At 49.4% G+C, this 17,389-nt stretch carries 17 protein-coding genes; 15 read left to right on the top strand and 2 right to left on the bottom strand.

Annotation, left to right across the window (positions count from 1 at the left end):
• Window positions 1-379 precede the first annotated feature (379 nt).
• The 10 genes from IB213_RS16730 (at window position 380) to IB213_RS16775 (ending at window position 9,956) form a co-directional block, all read left to right on the top strand.
• Window positions 380-1,687, top strand: a complete 1,308-nt coding sequence (locus tag IB213_RS16730) for a flagellin (protein WP_191722247.1) — start codon at window positions 380-382, stop codon at window positions 1,685-1,687.
• 99 nt (window positions 1,688-1,786) lie between these two features.
• On the top strand, window positions 1,787-2,017 hold the full coding sequence (locus IB213_RS16735; protein WP_192407955.1) for an acyl carrier protein: 231 nt from the start codon (window positions 1,787-1,789) through the stop codon (window positions 2,015-2,017).
• 25 nt (window positions 2,018-2,042) lie between these two features.
• A complete protein-coding gene (locus IB213_RS16740) occupies window positions 2,043-3,080 on the top strand; it encodes a ketoacyl-ACP synthase III (protein ID WP_191722245.1) in 1,038 nt (345 codons plus the stop codon).
• Between the two features lie 4 nt (window positions 3,081-3,084).
• Window positions 3,085-3,852 carry an SDR family NAD(P)-dependent oxidoreductase gene (locus IB213_RS16745; RefSeq protein ID WP_192407956.1) on the top strand — a complete coding sequence of 256 codons (768 nt, stop codon included), beginning with the start codon at window positions 3,085-3,087 and terminating at the stop codon, window positions 3,850-3,852.
• Window positions 3,853-3,880: 28 nt separating this feature from the next.
• The gene (locus IB213_RS16750) at window positions 3,881-4,516 is read left to right on the top strand and encodes an acetyltransferase (RefSeq protein ID WP_192407957.1); all 636 of its coding nucleotides are present in this window, start codon (window positions 3,881-3,883) and stop codon (window positions 4,514-4,516) included.
• A gap of 13 nt (window positions 4,517-4,529) precedes the next feature.
• On the top strand, window positions 4,530-5,660 hold the full coding sequence (locus IB213_RS16755; protein ID WP_192407958.1) for an aromatic ring-hydroxylating dioxygenase subunit alpha: 1,131 nt from the start codon (window positions 4,530-4,532) through the stop codon (window positions 5,658-5,660).
• Window positions 5,654-6,328 (top strand): DapH/DapD/GlmU-related protein, encoded by a 675-nt coding sequence (locus IB213_RS16760; protein WP_191722241.1) that lies wholly within the window; start codon window positions 5,654-5,656, stop codon window positions 6,326-6,328. The genes IB213_RS16755 and IB213_RS16760 overlap by 7 nt, the downstream gene beginning before the upstream one ends.
• Window positions 6,329-6,384: 56 nt before the next feature.
• On the top strand, window positions 6,385-7,728 hold the full coding sequence (locus tag IB213_RS16765) for a class I SAM-dependent methyltransferase (protein WP_192407960.1): 1,344 nt from the start codon (window positions 6,385-6,387) through the stop codon (window positions 7,726-7,728).
• A gap of 60 nt (window positions 7,729-7,788) precedes the next feature.
• Window positions 7,789-8,889, top strand: coding sequence for a hypothetical protein (locus tag IB213_RS16770; RefSeq protein ID WP_192407962.1), 1,101 nt, complete (start codon window positions 7,789-7,791; stop codon window positions 8,887-8,889).
• A 53-nt stretch (window positions 8,890-8,942) separates the two neighbouring features.
• Complete coding sequence (locus IB213_RS16775; protein ID WP_192407963.1) at window positions 8,943-9,956, top strand: methyltransferase; 1,014 nt, start codon at window positions 8,943-8,945, stop codon at window positions 9,954-9,956.
• A gap of 1 nt (window position 9,957) precedes the next feature.
• Here IB213_RS16775 and IB213_RS16780 read toward each other — a convergent pair whose 3' ends face one another.
• Complete coding sequence (locus tag IB213_RS16780; RefSeq protein WP_192407965.1) at window positions 9,958-11,115, bottom strand: DegT/DnrJ/EryC1/StrS aminotransferase family protein; 1,158 nt, start codon at window positions 11,113-11,115, stop codon at window positions 9,958-9,960.
• A complete protein-coding gene (locus IB213_RS16785; protein ID WP_192407967.1) occupies window positions 11,112-12,758 on the bottom strand; it encodes a glycosyltransferase in 1,647 nt (548 codons plus the stop codon). Before IB213_RS16785 ends, IB213_RS16780 begins: the two co-directional genes overlap by 4 nt.
• Window positions 12,759-12,917: 159 nt before the next feature.
• Between IB213_RS16785 and motA the strand changes: the two genes are divergently transcribed.
• The 5 genes from motA to IB213_RS16810 all read left to right on the top strand — a co-directional run bounded on the left by motA (window position 12,918) and on the right by IB213_RS16810 (window position 17,367).
• Complete coding sequence (motA, locus tag IB213_RS16790) at window positions 12,918-13,775, top strand: flagellar motor stator protein MotA (protein ID WP_191722235.1); 858 nt, start codon at window positions 12,918-12,920, stop codon at window positions 13,773-13,775.
• A gap of 3 nt (window positions 13,776-13,778) precedes the next feature.
• The gene (gene motB / locus IB213_RS16795; protein WP_191722234.1) at window positions 13,779-14,756 is read left to right on the top strand and encodes a flagellar motor protein MotB; all 978 of its coding nucleotides are present in this window, start codon (window positions 13,779-13,781) and stop codon (window positions 14,754-14,756) included.
• A gap of 75 nt (window positions 14,757-14,831) precedes the next feature.
• Complete coding sequence (gene cheY, locus IB213_RS16800; protein WP_287914643.1) at window positions 14,832-15,224, top strand: chemotaxis response regulator CheY; 393 nt, start codon at window positions 14,832-14,834, stop codon at window positions 15,222-15,224.
• Between the two features lie 4 nt (window positions 15,225-15,228).
• Window positions 15,229-15,978, top strand: a complete 750-nt coding sequence (locus IB213_RS16805) for a protein phosphatase CheZ (protein WP_192407969.1) — start codon at window positions 15,229-15,231, stop codon at window positions 15,976-15,978.
• Between the two features lie 237 nt (window positions 15,979-16,215).
• Entirely contained in the window at window positions 16,216-17,367 is a 1,152-nt protein-coding gene (locus IB213_RS16810; protein ID WP_191722306.1) for a flagellar biosynthesis protein FlhB, read from the top strand.
• Window positions 17,368-17,389: the final 22 nt, after the last annotated feature.

Genomic DNA, 17,389 nt, shown 5'->3' on the forward strand with positions numbered 1-17,389 from the left:
TACGTGCTAACGGTGTTCAATGAATGATTGCTTGGTCTGCCGGAGCATGGCCTCAGGCCTCTATGTGCCTTAGTTGGCAGCGCTTCTTTGGTTAAGTGCTGCATGCCTGCTCCGTACAAGACTGTTATCGGATCACTATTTTTTTTCTTTAGCTTTTTTTTCATTACTCCCCAACTTCCCTCTGAGGAATGGCATCACCACCAGTGATCACTGCATGCAAAGCCCCAAGAAAGTAGGTAAACCAAGCGCTTATTCACGGTATGTCGATGGCGTTGTCAAGGAAGAATCGTCCCCATCGCTAGCGTTGCCTGCTACGTATTCGTGCCTATGGTGCCTGTAGCGATGCAAAGCAACCCGCTTTTCCAAAGGAAACACAGCAATGGCCGCAACTATCAACACCAACATCGCCTCGATCAACGCGCAGCGTAACCTTGCGCTGTCGGGCCAGTCTCTCAACACGACCATGCAGCGCCTGTCGTCTGGCCTGCGCGTCAACAGCGCCAAGGACGATGCGGCTGGCCTGGCAATTGCTGAGCGCATGAATACCCAGGTCAAAGGCCTGACAGTGGCCTCGCGTAATGCCAACGACGGCATCTCGCTGGCGCAGACCGCCGAAGGCGCGCTGGGCAAGGTGGGGGACATGCTGCAGCGCATGCGTGAATTGGCTGTGCAGGCCGGTAACGCCACCAACAGCGCCAGCGACCGCAAGGCACTGCAGGCTGAAGTCAGCCAGCTCAGCGCTGAAATTGACCGGGTGGCCAAGCAAACCAACTTCAACGGCACCAAAATTTTGGACGGCAGCTTTGCTGGCGCCGTCTTTCAGGTCGGCGCTAATTCAGGTGACAACATCACGCTGGGCGCACTGGTAGATACACGCTCGTCACAGCTGTCATCGGTGTCGTATGCCAAAACCGAAGAAGCAAGCGTTGGAACAGCTACTCCGATCGCGGCAGGACAGCCTTTGGCGGATTTCACCGTACCGTCGGTAGGAGACATTGGCATTCAGATCACTTCTGGCGGCACCACAACCACCGTGTCCTTGGGCAAGCTGCCTGCCGCAGACAGCCCCCAACAGCGTTTGGGCCAAGTGGTAGAAGCCATCAATAAAAAGAGCGCTGATACAGGTGTCAGTGCCTATTTGACCAAGATTGAGGGCACCGAAAACTATAAAGTCGAGTTCATGTCTGAAAAGCTTGACGCCAATGGCGGCCCCGTACAAGTTCAGTTTGGCAGCATTACTGATCCAGCTGATCCCACAGGAACATTTGGCAGCCCCGGGGCAGACTTTACAGCCGCAATGACTGGCTTAGACACTGCGAACATTAACATCGCCGGTGGTACTGCTGGCGCAAGCTCAGTGATGGATGCGCGCGGCATTGAAGATGTGGATGTCAGCACCCAGTCGGGCGCATGGGTGGCGCTCAAGAAGATTGACAGCGCAGTTGACCAGGTCAACGGCGCGCGCGCCACACTGGGCGCAGTACAGGCCCGGTTTGAGAATACGGTGAACAACATCGACATTCAGGTAGAAAATCTCTCTGCCGCACGCGGTCGTATCATTGACGCCGATTTTGCGGCTGAAACTGCCAACCTGAGCCGCACACAGATTCTGCAGCAAGCTGGCACAGCGATGGTGGCGCAAGCCAACCAGATCCCGCAAAACGTGCTTCAGCTGCTGCAAGGCTAAGCCTAGCAGGCTCCATTTCTGAGCCAGGGCATAACCGCTTCAGCGTCTATCATTGGCGCCGAAGCGGTTTTTTTATTAACTTTTACACCCCGATTACCTATGACACCCCCCTCTATCGACCAATTCATTGACAACTTTCTGACCGCCGTGGATTTTCAAGAAGTTGTTGAAGTAACGCCAGAGACCAAACTCCAAAGTCTTCCCGAGTGGGATTCACTGGCGGCTTTGGGAGTGATCGTGATGTTTGACGTGGAATTTGGCAAAGCCATTACAGGCGACGACCTTAAAACTTGCACGACGGTGGCTGACCTGCACAAGCTGCTGGGCTAAGAATCCACACACTAAAGGACTGCCCATGGCGCTTTCCACTTTGCACAACGTACGCTTCGCAGGCATGGCGAGCTGCGTTCCACACCGCGTACTGGACAACATTCGCGACTGTCCACCTTCGCAACGCTCAGAGCGAGAGCGCTTGGTACGAAATATCGGCATTAAGACGCGGCGTATCTGCCCTGAATGGCAGACCTTTTCAGACTTGGCCTTGGTCGCTGCAGAAAAGTTACTGGAAGAGCTGCACTGGCATCGCGAGGAAATCGACGCGCTGATCGTCGTAACCCAGTCCCCCGATTACCTGATCCCCTCCACTGCCATCATTTTGCAAGACCGGCTGGGGCTGTCTCAATCAACCATTGCTTTTGACGTAAATCTTGGCTGCTCCGGCTACCCATTCGGCCTGCATCTGCTGGGCAGCATGATTTCTGCTGGCGGTGTGAAAAAAGCCCTGTTGCTAGTTGGTGACAAATGCGCCAACGTTAAGGACCCACTCTTTTCAGACGCTGGCACCGCCACAGCATTAGAGTTTGATCCTGACGCACCACCGATGTATTTCGACCTCAATAGTGATGGCCGCGGCAAAGGAGCGATCATGCTGCCAGCCGGCGGTCACCGCGAACCCTTTGGTGTACAGCACCTGATTCCAAAAAGGGACGAACACGGTGTAATGCACTGGCCTGCTGACCTAATTTTGGATGGCCCGGCTGTATTGAGTTTTTCTACCCAGCAAGTGCCACCTGCTGTGGAGCGATTACTGCAATACGCGCAAGTAGATAAGGCAGAAATCGACTATTTTCTTTTTCACCAAGCCAACCGGATGATCAACGAGACCATCCGCAAAAAGCTGGGGCTTAGTGCTGAGAAAGTGCCATCCACTTTGCCAGATCTAGGCAATACCAGCGGCGCATCGCTAGCGGTCACCATGACAGCGCGGCTGCATGAAACCCTCTCCACGCGCGGGCACAAGCTGCTGCTTTCTGGATTTGGTATTGGTCTTTCGTGGGGTTCCTGCATTCTTGATTTAGAAAATGCCGTCTTACCTCCCATGCTGGAAGCATGACGCAATGACGCCCACTTTCAATCCATTTTCTCTGGCGAGTCACCGCATATTGGTAACGGGCTCATCTTCAGGTCTGGGTAAAACCATTGCATTGACTTGTGCTCGCATGGGGGCAGAAATCATCTGCACTGGCCGCGATGCCCAGCGCCTGGCGCAGACACTGTCAGAATTAAAAGCAATCTCGCCACATGCACACCAAGCCATTGAGGCAGATCTGACAAAAGCCTCTGAACGCGATGAATTGGTCGCGCTTGTTGGGGCGGGAGGCACTATTAATGGCGTGGTTCACAGTGCAGGCATTTCACGCCTAAGCCCTGTACGCATGATGACTGAGCAGCACCTGCGTGAGGTTCAATCTATTAATGTAGATGCCCCCATGTTACTGACCCAGGCTCTGCTAAGGCGCAATTTAGTAGCTGCAGATGGTTCTATGGTGTTTATTGCCAGCATTGCCGCACACATTGGCGTCCCTGGTGTTGCCGCCTATTCGGGTACCAAGGCAGCGCTACTGGCCATGGTGCGCTGCTTGGCCATGGAGGTTATCAAACGCCGCATCCGTGCCAATTGTCTCTCCCCCGCACTGGTCGAAACCCCGCTACTGGAAGCCACCGCCACCATGATCGGCTCTTTGGAGCAAGAGCGTGGCAACTACCCACTGGGCTTTGGTAAACCTGAGGACGTGGCAAATGCAGTGGTTTTTCTGCTGTCTAACGCCAGCCGCTGGATCACCGGAACAACACTGGTCATGGATGGAGGTCTGACCATTAGTTAATTCATCCACACAGCACATATAAAAATTCATGGACAACATTCTCATTATTGGTGCTGGTGGTTGGGGGAGAGAAGTTCTTGCTCAGATGCAAAATGACCCCTCCTTCAATATCTCATGGACTATCAAGGGGTTTCTTGATAGCCGCGAAGACATTCTCCAAGCCTATGACTGCAATATTTCAATCCTAGGAAACCCATTAACTTATGAACCGGAGTTAGGGGATGCATTTGTTTGCGCTCAAGGGAATCCAAAAGATCGAAAAGAATATTCACAACCACTTTTCTTGAAGAATGGTAAATTCTTTCCAATTCTTACCAGAAGTCATATCTCCCCACGCGTAAAAATTGGTCATGGGGTTTTTGTCGCGGAGTACGCGCAAATAGGGCCGGATGTGATATTGGAAAATTTCTCCAATATTTCCAGCCAAACCATCCTAGGCCACGATGTGCAAGTCGGTGAATATGCACAGATTGGCGCCATGTCATTTATTGGTGGCGGAGCCAAAATAGGACGATTTGCGACCATACATCCTCATGCGACTATTCTTCCCGGTGTCCAGATAGGAGAAGAAGCTATCGTTGGAGCTGGTACTGTGGTTATTAAGGATGTCCCACCAAAAACAACTGTTTTCGGAAATCCTGCGCGAACCATATTCTCATCGTAATTCAGTCAGTTCCATGCAATCCATACTCAGCCATTTTCATTACACCGACCCCGGGATTCTTGAACAAGAGCGAAGCAAAATATTTCGTCAGCTTTGGCTTTTTGCTTGTCTGAGTAGTACTTTGGCCGCTCCCAATGCGTATGCCTCTCTCTCTTTGGCTGGGCAGCCTGTACTGATTCAAAATTGCAATGGAGAAATTAGAGCTTTTAAAAATCAATGCCCGCATCGCCTTGTGCCCTTGCAGGCTGAAGGATTTGGGCAATCTCCCATGCGGTGCCCTTATCACGGCTGGACATTCAATAATGATGGGTCGGTTAAAAGCATACCCCACGAATCTAATCTTTACAATTTTTCCTCAGAAGAAAGAGAAAAATTATGCATGAAACGTTATGCAGTAGAGATCGTGGGGAACATGATTTTCATCAATCTCAGTGAAAATCCATTACCGATCGAAAAGCAATTCACCCCAGAAATTCTCGACAAATTACGGGATATATCCACGTATTTCTCTGCACAAACAGCTCACATAACAGTTGAAGTTGACTACAACTGGAAACTTCAATATGAGAATGTCTTAGATTACAACCATGTTCCGTACGTTCATCCCCAGTCATTTCTTCCTTTATTAACAAAAGACAATTCCTCGAATTTAACAAAAAAGAAAATCGAGCAGCCATCTATTCCATTTTTCCCCGATGTACCCAGCACGCTAAATGCTCAAAGCTACCACACCAGGGCAGCATTGAAAATCCCCCCTCAACCATGGCACTCTATGGTTGATCGCTATGGTGAAGGCGGGTTTTTCGAGAATTTCTTTCTTTTCCCCAATGTGAATTTCAATTGCGCAGAGGGCATGGTTTTCAAGATTGAACAATATGAACCCTTGACCGCAAGCCGTACAGCTGTTCGATTCACAATGGCGGTTGCAAAAGAAAAACAACGTATTCGTGCATTACCTGCAATTTTGAGTGGATGCATACGCAATGATGTCAATGTGCTTCATGAAGATCGAATGTATCTTGAACGCTTGCAAAAAGGCCTTCATGCGGGAAGCCCCAAAGTTCATCATGGGCAATATGAAAGATATCTTATATCTTTCGCACAGGTTTATGAAAAACTCTTGAAGGGAGAGCGTCCATGGTAATTACAGAAAAAATAAAAGAATCTGTTCACATCATAGGATACGGTACTCTTTTTGATGAAATCGTCGCAGACAAAGCCGCTTATTCTATTTCTAGCGAGCTTATTTCTCACAGCATAGAAAGCATTGCTTCATTAACCGAAAATTCATCCGCTTCTATTTTTTCTAAAATTCCACAGAAGTCCCTTGTTTTCGTCGCACTTGATGAACATGCACTGAACTACATACGCTTGGAGCAGCTGTACATGCCTGCCAAGCTTGCTGGCCACAAGTTAATCAGTCTTATTCACTCCAATGCTTATGTTTCACCCAGCGCAAAGATTGGTGAAAACGTGCATATTGGCTCTCACTCCATCATCAGCAGCAAGTGCACGTTGGGAGCCAATGTATTAATTTCCTCTCAAGTACGCCTGGAAAATAGTGTGCAGATAGGTATGCATTGCTTCATCGGTGCTGGTAGTAGCGTTAGCTCTCAAACAAAGATTGGACGTCATTGTGTGATTGGAAGCAATGTACATATTGGTAAAGATTTGGAAATAGGCAATCACTGCATCATTGATCAACCAGGAACCATATGGAATAAGCCACTTCAGGATGGCGCTTTCTTGGAACCTGGTTTTCAAACTCCAGCCTTGATAGCTGGGATTGGCTACTCTTTCCGTACTTTTTAAAGTACCTGTTAAATAAATATCAAATTTTCAGCATCAATAGCAACCCAGGAATATAAATGTCTACATCTGCAGAAGCCTCACATACTACTTACGAAGACCAATATTTTGAAACCATAAAAAAATTGGAAACAACCCCTAGCAGTCTTCTGCTTCGTAAAAAAGCTGCATATTTATCTCTATTTCTTGGAAAAATTGATGAGGCCTATCACTGGTCCGTCAGTTTGAATTTTTTTCACGACCCATCTTTACAAAAAATTCGCCAAAAAAGAATTGAATTATTTAAGAAAAATTTAACGCCAGATAATGAATACCGAGTCACGCAAGGAATTTTTTCATTAACTGAAAACAAAAATAATAAAAATCCTCATGAAGAAGAAGTTTGGAATAGCAATCCCCACCGTGAGGATTTAATTAAAAAAATTCTCTCCTGGAAGTCTGTTAATTTTTATAAATATAAAATTTTCTCTAAGACATCCATCAAGAAAATTAAAGAATCTATTGCACCATGTTCATACGAACCCGGCGCTGCAATGAATTATTCAGGCGATTACAAGAATTTCCCAAATATAATTATTGGATATTGGTATTACGCAGGATTCATCTATCACAAAGAAAAGACTATTCCTGTAATTTTCAGATTGCCAGAATATCCCAGCGACGATCAAGAAATAGATTTCTTCACCGAAGAAGACCTTTCTTTGGATATCCAAGGTGGTGAATCTATTATTTGCTATTTTTCCCAAAAGCCTGAAACACAAGATGCATGGCTGGAGTGCAAATTAAAAATCCATTCTATCTTTTCGCAGAATAATCAGCAGTTTGGATCCAAGTATGCTTTCTACCAGGGCCACGAAGCATGGGGTTTGCCTGGGCAGCGCCCCACACTAGAAAGAATCAAAGAATATTCGTTAGAAAAATGGATTCAACCTCATCACGACATTCTTGATATAGGCTGCAATATCGGCTGCTTTGGCATTGAGGTTTCTAAAATATCCGCTCAATATACGGGGTTCGACATTAATCCTGATTTGATCGAAATTGCTAACACCCTTGCTCTGAACAAAGAAATAAAGAACTGCAATTTCCTCACCACTGACTTCCACAGCTTCATCAAAAACAACGATAAAAAATACGATTTTATTTTCTCGTTCGCTGTTCATGGATGGATCGGATTGCCCATGAAGGGCTATGTTGAAATACTGCAAAACTTACTCAACCCCAATGGTTTTGTTTTGATAGAAAGCCACGATGTAACCAATGATGCCGAACTTCTTAAATTCTTCCGAAATATGCCGGCCTTCTTAGAAGCTAAATTTTCAATTATTCACCAGGGCATTCTTAAGGACGACAACAAAAGAAGACGTTCATTCTTTATTTTCCAGTACAACAAAAACGAATAACAATCAGAATCTCATAATTAATCGCGCCATATTGGCGCGATTTTTATAAATAACTTTAAAATGAATACAGAAATAAACCATCAGCATCACCAGATTTCTTTGGGTCAGCCACCTGCAGAAAAAATAAGTATTTCAAAATCAGACATGATGCGCTGTATTTATAGTTTTTTTGACAAAAAACATATTGATCGAGTTTATTATTTTATTCAATGCTTAGATGATGATTCGAAAAAAAATCTCCCATCCTGGGTCACAGGAAATTTAGAAAATCTTTTAAAATACGAAAAAGAATATTTAAGAATTCACTTTAATCCCATACAGTTCCGCAAGCGATTAACTGAGATAAATCCAGATTTTTTATGGAAAAACACCATTAATTTAAATGGTGGCAATGCAGCCTTAGATATCTTGCTACATACAGCAACTCAACATGGGCAAGAAATAAAAATCATAGAAAGAATATACGCAGACAGAGTTAATATTCAAGAAATTGAAACTCTTCAAACGCTTATAAAAACTGAAAATCTTCAACTTAAATCAGCAAAATCCCTCGGTGTGCTTCAGAAGGGCGATTATTACTTCTGTTTTGATGAATATATAGAAAATGGACGCCATCCAGATTTAGAAGAATTCCAGGATACATGGCATAAAAAATCAATCATCCATCTCTGGAACACGGCCTCCGCCAAATTCACTTCAATATTCAACGAAATCCCAATTGATAAAAAAAGAATAACACTATTACTTTCAGAAAAAAGTAAAAATAATAACGCGTCTGTCAATGACTATATTGAGAATATATTTTCAATATCTCAGAAATCTCGCTCATTCATTTATCACAGCGACCTTCACAGATTTAATATCTTAATTCTGCCAAAAGATGATTTCCGAATTATCGATTGGGCTGGCTGGGCAGTTGCTAAAGTTGGCATGGGCTACCCTGTCAAGAGAAGAAAAAATACTATTGATTATTTTTCGAACGAAACAATATCCAAAATCGTACACTCATATTTCGTGGAAACAACTGGCGTAACTTTGGAAGAATTTACTGCAAATTTTGTACTATTTAATGCACAGTATTCACTAGACATTGATCCAGAATTATCTTATCGATTCTTGAATTATTTTTCAGATGTGTTTTTCATGGAACAAAGTTCATAGAAAACTCTAAATCAAAAAAACTTATCAAATATTAATACCCAGGCACTTGTATCATGCTTCAAAAACTTAGCACATTTGATCTAATAAATTCAACCTATATCGCCCAAAGTATTTACACACTCATAAAAATAGACATATTTGATAAGCTGATTGCCGGAAAATCCTCATCCCAGAACCTTGCCAACTCATGCAGCATCAATGCTGCAAAGTTGCAAATATTATTAGATTTGGCAGTTTCAATGGATTTCCTTGGTCAAAAGGATAATTGTTACTTCCTAAGAAAGAAGGGGATGAATCTAACACGAGCGGTCAATTCATGGGAACGTGACTATTTCACTATTTGGGCTGAGGGATTGCAATCTGCGGCAGCGCAAACTCCAGCATGGTTAACACAGGACATGAATGCCTATGAGACGGCGAATGGAGCCACTATCTGGGAGCACTACCGCACCAATCGCGCGCTAGGCAAATCATTTGAAAAATTTCAGGATCGAATTTCTCACTTAGCACATCTTCCTGAATTGACGAAAATCATTCAATTGCATGCAGGCGAACGATTTTTGGATATTGCAGGGGGCAAAGGTGCATTGGCCTTTCAACTGGCTATACAAAACCCTCAAGCGGTGGGTGCAGTGCTTGATCAGCCCCATATGGAACCTATATTCCAAGAACATGCACTAGAAGTCGCAGAGCAAGCTGGGGTGGCGCAAGTAACATTTATTGTTGGCAACATGCTCAAGCACATTCCCACAGGATTCAACACCTATTTGATTAAGCATGCTTTGCATGACTGGGACGATGAATCAGTTTGCACTGTCCTCATGAATATTGCTCAGACAATGGATTCATCTTCCCGGCTACTGATCATTGAAGGCGTCAAACAACCTCAGCACAAGGACAATGTACTCATGCAGGCCCGTGCTTATGAACAAGCCATCTGGACTTGCGGAAAATTGAGAACGCTTTCCGATTTCGAAAATTTACTTCAACGTTCTGGATTGAAAATACGAGATATGCAAGAAACCAATGTATTTGATCTCAGCATTCTGGAATGCATAAAACAGTAAATTAATCCTGTGCTTTTACTACATCAGTTATTACATCGATTATTCGCTGACACTGATTTTGGCTCATGCCAGTAAAGAAAGGCAATCCTAATACGGTCTGTGTCAGTGCTTCAGCATTTGGCACTGCCAACGACAAGCACCGATGCTGTAATGCATCCATGTGATGCAGCAGGGGCTGATACCAGCGGCGCGTCATGACATTGGCTCTTTGGCATGCTTGCTCTAATGCATGGCGTGCAGCCATATTAGGCAACTTGGCGCATAGCAACGTAGGTGCTTTTAACGGTCCTCCGGAGCCCTCAGCCTGCCAAGACAAGGTGTGATCACTGATTAGGTTTATTTTTCTTATTAAATCACCCTGTAACTCACGTCGTTTGCTGGCATAAATTTCCCATTTTTTCAAAGAAGCCAAGCCAACAGCTGCGTGGTATTCACTCATTTTGGCATTAGTTCCAGGAGCGACTAGAAAACCGGAAGGCACAGAAGCAGAAGAATTAAGATTGATACCAAAATTGGAAAGCTGGCGTACCTTATTAGCTAGATTTGGACGAGTGGAGATAACCAATCCTCCTTCACCCGATGGCAAGCTTTTCGTGGTGTGCAAACTGAAAACCAAGGTTCCTTCTGCATTTTGCAGCGATTGGCTGCCATATGCCGCTGCTGCATCTATGACGACCGGCAAACCTGTATCTCGTTCAAATTCTTGCCATGCCTGCATGTCATGCGGCATGCCAAACGTGGCTACAGGCAATACAGCATCTATGCGCATGCGCTCGCAAGCAGCACGCGCAATTTCAGGTGTGAGCATCCATGTGCTCGCATCCACGTCCGCAAGCACCGGTTGATGCCCAGCTCGGATCACTGCCGTGGCCGTAGCAACAAAGGTAAAAGCAGGCAGTAATATGCGGGAGCCCGAAGACAGATCGAGCGCTTGCAATACCAATTCCAAGGCAAGCGTTGCATTTGCAACGGTGACAAGCTGCTCTTTCGGCACATCGAACTGCACAGAAAACTCTGTTTCCAGCTCCTGGACCAAGGGACCAAAGTTCGAATATTGCCGAGCTTTGTGCATGCGCTCAAGCCAGGGCAGCAGCTCCTGCGGAGACGGCATATCCGGAACCAAAAGAGGTATCCAGGTCGACTCTTTTCGCTCACTCATGACATCGTTTCCGTGTCAGCAAGCAATGAGCTCAAAGCAGTCTCGGTACTTAGCGCTTTGCGGTGACCATGTAAATAGTTCAGCCACATAAGCCGATAAGCCTTCTCCAGCTCCTTCGTGCGGGAACCATAGTCCATCAATACAGATTTTTTAAGGCAAGTGCGCGACTGCGCCCTTATTTGCACCAGACGCTGTGGCGAATTCATTAAGCTCAGCGCCGCATCGATGTAGCTCTGCGCATCTTTGGCGACTTCGCCCAGAGGGGCAAGCTTTCCGCGCAACATGCGTGCCGTGGATGCATCTACAGCGCGCACAGCATCCATGGCAACAATAGGCAGGCCCATCCACAAAGTATGCAAAGAAGTCGTGCCTCCGGATATGGGCGAAGTGTCCAGTGCAACATCGGCAATGTGACCCAGCTCCATAAAGTTTCTCAACGGTTGCTGCTGCAGCACTGACACGCGCTCCAATGGCATGCCCGCTGCTTGCACGCGCGGCTGCATATGCGCCTGGGCTGCGTCCGCGTTTTCTTCTTTGACCACAATAATGAGACGAGCGTCGGGGCGTGCCTGCAATATCCGAGCCCATATCCGCAGCATTGCATCGGTAATTTTGGCAGAGTTGTTGAGCGACACCAGGGTGGGATAGCCGTTGCGCAGCATGGGAGGCTCTGCAGATAGCGGCGCATACGCAGGCGGCACATAGCTAGACATGCAAAATAAGTAAAACAACGCTTCTGAGTAATAACCACCATGGCCTGGAGGTGCTACGCCAGCATCCACCAGCCGGTAGTCCATTGCTTTCATGCCCAGTGTCTGCATATAACCCAGCCAGGTCACTTGCACGGGCGCTGCGCGCCGGGCAAATACACCCAGGCGATGGCCATGGGTAAAGCCGGACAAGTCCACCAGTACGTCGATGCCGTCCTGCCGGATTTTTTCGCAGACCGTTTCATCACTGTCAGCCTGTATCTCATGCCAGTGCGGCACCAGGGCGCGCATTTGCGTGGTGACTTGATCCGAGGGGCCGTTGGAATAAACATGCACCTCCACATCATTGGGGTTGTGATGCTCGAGCACCGGCTGCATGAAAAATGCCACGGAGTGCTCTCGAAAGTCTGCCGTCACATAGCCAACTTTGAGTCTCTTTCGCGGATTGCGGTCTGCCACTTTCAAGGGTTTGGCATTGCGCGTGAGCGGATCGGCAAAGCGTTTGCCCCAGTCTCGGGCCATTTGCAGTGCTTTCATCGGGTCGCGGCTGGTGTGCGCATGCAGGTAGGCGCGCAGCATCCAGTCGCCACTCTCCGATGACTTCTTCACGACTTTATCAATCAGATCACATGCCTGTTGCTGCTGCCCCATGCTGAACAACGCCAAAGCCCGCAAGCGATTGGCCGCATGCAATTGCGGGTTCAAGGCAATTGCAGTTTCCAGTGCGGCAATGGCATCGGTCCAGTGCGCCATGCGTGTGTAGACGTGCCCAATCAGAAGCCACAACTGAGCATCAGCCACGTGCTCCTTGGCCAGCAGCATCAACTGCGTCAGTGCTTCCAGAAATTGATGCTGGGGCACTAGCGTAGTGTTGATTCGATGCAACTCCTGCTCCAGCGTCACGGGGGCAGCAGAAAAAATGGGGGCGCTCATACACAGTACTCAAGAAAATGGGGTGATCTGCCGATAGACATATATCTCCAGCCTATCCGAGCTTGACTCCCTCAGGCCCAACCCAAACCAAAAAAGAAACGCTGGCTTTTGTGCCAGTTCCGTCTTTTGATTGGCATTCAGTCTGACAGAATCACCACCATGCTTGTCCTTATTGGTTACATCATCGCCTTCGGCTGCGTCTTCGGTGTTTACGCTCTTCACGGCGGAAACATGGGCGTACTGGGCAAAGCCCTCCCATTCGAAATGGCCACCATTGGCGGTGCAGCGATTGGCGCCTTCATTGTGAGCAACCAGCCCAAGGTGCTCAAAGCCACGATGGCGTCGATTCCTTCAGCGCTCAAGGGATCCAAATTTACCAAAGCACGCTTCATGAGCTTGCTGGCCTTGCTCTATGACTTGCTGCAAAAAGCCCGCAAAGAAGGGTTGATGGCCATTGAAATGGACGTGGAAGAGCCTGAAAACTCTGAAATCTTTCAAAAATATCCAGACCTGATGGCCGATCACCATCTGGTCGAATTCATTACCGACTATCTGCGCATGATGGTGTCGGGCAATCTGAATTCACATGAGATCGAGTCCTTGATGGACAACGAAATTGAAGCCCACCACCAGGAAGGTCATCGCGTTGTCGTGGCGCTGCAGCGCCTTGCCGGTGCGTTGCCGGCCTTCGGTATTGTGGCTGCGGTGCTGGGTGTGGTGAACACCATGGGCTCGGTTGGCCAGCCTCCTTCTGTGCTGGGCGGCATGATTGCCTCTGCACTGGTGGGTACATTTTTGGGGATCTTGCTGGCCTATGCGCTGGTCGAGCCTTTGGCAGGGCTGGTTGAACAGCGCCAGCAGGACGGTCACAAAGAGTTCGAGTGCATCAAGTGCACCCTGATTGCCAGCATGCAAGGCTACAACCCGCCCACCGCCATTGAGTTTGGCCGCAAGGTTCTTTACTCAACCGAACGTCCCGGCTTTCTGGAGCTGGAAGAGCACGTCAAGAGGAAGTAAGCGATGCCGCCCCCAAACGCCCCCGGCGGTGCTCAGTCCGGTGCAGCCAATGAAAAGAAGCTGCAGCCCATCATCATCAAGCGCATCAAAAAGGGTGACCACGGCCACCATGGCGGTGCGTGGAAGATTGCCTATGCCGACTTCATGACGGCGATGATGGCGTTCTTTTTGCTGATGTGGCTGCTGGGCTCCACCTCCAAAGGCGATCTGCAAGGCATTGCCGCTTATTTCAACTCACCACTCAAAGTGGCGATGAACGGGGGTGATGGCTCGGGCAATAGCTCCAGCATCATTCCTGGCGGCGGTACTGATTTGGCGAAGGTGCATGGCCAGGTCAAACGCTCCGAGGCGGATGAAAACGACCAGAACCGCAAAAACATGCGCCAGCAGCGTGCACAGCAGGATGCCCAGCGCATCAAGGCATTGCGCGCCAAGATTGACGCGATGATCTCCAGCAATGCCACGCTGAACGAATACCGGTCACAAATCCGCATGGACGTGACCCCGGATGGCTTGCAAATCCAGATTGTGGATGAACAAAATCGCCCCATGTTTGACATCGGCAGCGCCATCGTCAAGCCCTATATGCGAGATATATTGCGCGAAGTTGGCTCTGCGCTCGGTGGGGTGGAAAACCGCATCAGCCTGGCTGGCCACACCGATGCAGCGCCGTACGGCTCGGGTGACAAAGGCTATAGCAACTGGGAGCTGTCCACAGACCGCTCCAACGCTTCGCGCCGCGAGCTGGTCTCGGCCGGCATGCCCAATGACAAGCTGGCGCGCGTAGTAGGTTTGGCGGCCAGCGATTTGCTCTACCCTGACGAACCACGCGCCGCACAAAACAGGCGTATCACTATTACCGTGCTCACGCACGAGGCAGAAGAGCGTTTGCTAGGCAAGCAAACCCCATCTGTCTACCAAGACAGCAAATTGAATACGGAAAAGCAGGAGAATCACCCTCCAGCATCGCAAACTCCGTGACAATTTGTGAAATCGGACGAAACCCGTGCTTTGCACAGGCTTCATTCAGTGCATATTTGACCGAAAGGGTCCCCCGTGGCTAACAATGCCCTTCGCTTTTTGATCGTTGACGACTTCTCCACCATGCGCCGTATCGTGCGTAATTTGTTGAAAGAAAGCGGTTACACCGAGGCCGATGAGGCTGAAGACGGTGTCGTTGCGCTGCACAAGCTGCGCAACAGCAAGTTCGACTTTGTCGTTACTGACATCAATATGCCGAACATGAATGGTTTTCAGCTGCTGACGGAAATCAAGTCAGATGAAAAGCTCAAACACCTGCCCGTCCTGATGGTGACCGCCGAAGCCCGCAAGGAAGACATCGTCGCTGCGGCCCAAGGTGGGGCTGCCGGCTACATCGTCAAGCCTTTTACCAAGGCAACGCTGGAAGAAAAGGTCAACCTGATCTTGAAGAAGGTTGGGTTGGGCTAAGTTCATGGACCAAGCAACGCCCCCCAGCGATACATTACCTGCGGGCTTTGACCAGGGCAATGTACACACTCAGATTGGTCTGCTGACGCGTCAGTTGCATGATGCGCTGCGTGAGCTTGGCTATGCGGAGCGCTTGCGCGGTTCAGCACAAGAGTTGCCGGATGCACAAAACAGACTGTCCTATATCGCGCGCCTGACCGGAGAAGCGGCCGAGAAGGTGCTGACGCTGGTGGATGACGCCAAGGACCGACAGACCGACATCGTGGCGCAGACCAAGAAGATGCGCCAGTCGATGATTGCTGACCCGGTGGCCGCGGTGGCCAAGGGGCACATCATGAATTACCTGGAAGACATGGAAAAATCCACGGAAATCGTGGACAACCAGTTAACCGACATCATGATGGCCCAGGACTTTCATGACCTGACCGGACAGGTCATTGCCAAGGTGGTGACGCTGGCAGCTTCCATTGAGTCACAGCTAGTCACGCTGCTGGTGCAGACAGCACCTCAGGCACCTGAACCTGCCAGCGCAGCAGTGGCCCCTTCTGTGGTGACGGCCGCTGCGGTGGTTGCTGCCGATGAGGCAGACGATCTGTGGGCCGCTGCATTGGCCGAGTCTTCCGAGCCAGCAGCCCCGCCTACGGCACAGCCCGTGCATCCCAAGCTGGAAGGCCCCGTGGTCAACCCAGACGCGGAAGATGTGGTGACCTCTCAATCCCAAGTGGATGATTTGCTGGCCAGCCTGGGTTTTTAAAAACAAGAGCTACCAACGCCTATCTAATGGATGTTTCGTATACTTTTAGCTTGCAAAGATCCATCTCATAAGCGCTGATAGCTCGTTTTAATGTAGCAATCTACTGCCGCCTAACAGATTGCACGGCACCCGCCACCGCTGCGGGCGCTGAAATAGCACCCCCTGTGGCTCGCTTTTCCCGCTTTAGCGATTTGACCGCTTGCGGACAATGGCATGAGACCTTTCCCTCATGCCGTCATGGAATCGAGCCAAGATAAATCCCTCCCAGCCACAGGCCGGAAACTGCAGAAAACCCGCGATGACGGGCAGACTTCGCGTTCCCGCGACCTCGGCCACCTGGCGGTGCTGGGCGTGGGCTCGCTGCTGGTCATGATGGGCGGCCCGACCCTGATGCACCACCTGCGCATTGCCATCAGCAAGCAACTGTCTTTTGATGCCAGCACCGTACTGGTGCCTCAATTGATGGTGGAGCGCCTGCTGGAGATGGCCATGGTGGGCGTGATGGGCTGCGTGATTTTTGCTACGGTCATCAACGTGGCATCCATCATTGCCACACTGGCGTCGGGCGGCTGGATTTACAGCTTCAAGCCCATCATGCCGAAGTTCAGCCGCATCAATCCGATTGCAGGCCTTGGCAACGTATTTTCCAAACAGCAGATGGTCACAGCCCTGAAAAATGTGGTGCTGACCCTGATTTTGGCCACCGTCGGCTGGTTCCATATCAAAACCGGCATTGTCGATCTGTCCAGCCTGCCTGCCCTGGGTGGCGCGGCCGCGCTGGCCAAGGTGGGTGACTGGATTGTCAGCGGCATGATCATGCTGCTGGTGGTGGTGTTTGTGGTGGCGGTCATCGATGTACCGCTGCAAAAGGTGCTGTTCTTGCAACGCCTGAAGATGAGCCACCAGGAAGTCAAGCAAGAACACAAAGAGTCCGAGGGCAGCCCCGAGCTCAAAGGCAAGATTCGCCAGAAACAGCGCGAAATCGCCCAGCGCGCCAGCGTATCGGCCGTGCCCCGCGCTGACTTTGTGGTAACCAACCCCACGCACTACTCGGTGGCTCTGTGCTACGACGAGAAGACCATGTCCGCCCCGCAAGTGATTGCCATGGGTGCAGATCTGGTGGCGCTGAAGATTCGAGAAGTGGCCAAGGCCCACGACATTCCTGTACTGGAGTCGCCCATGCTGGCCCGTGCGCTGTATGCACATGCCGAAATTGATCAGTCCATTCCGTCCACGCTGTACACCGCCGTGGCACAGGTCTTGGCCTATGTTTACCGCCTCCAGGCCGCCATGCGCGGCGAGGCTCCTGCACCGGGCGAGCTGACGCAACCCCACGTGCCCCCAGAACTTGATCCGCACACCAAGCGTGCTGCGGCAGCGAAGCCTTAAGCGATAGAAAGCACTGCACCCC

Origin of the sequence: Comamonas sp. CMM02, assembly GCF_014851485.1 — a bacterium.
Lineage (GTDB): Bacteria > Pseudomonadota > Gammaproteobacteria > Burkholderiales > Burkholderiaceae_C > Comamonas > Comamonas avium.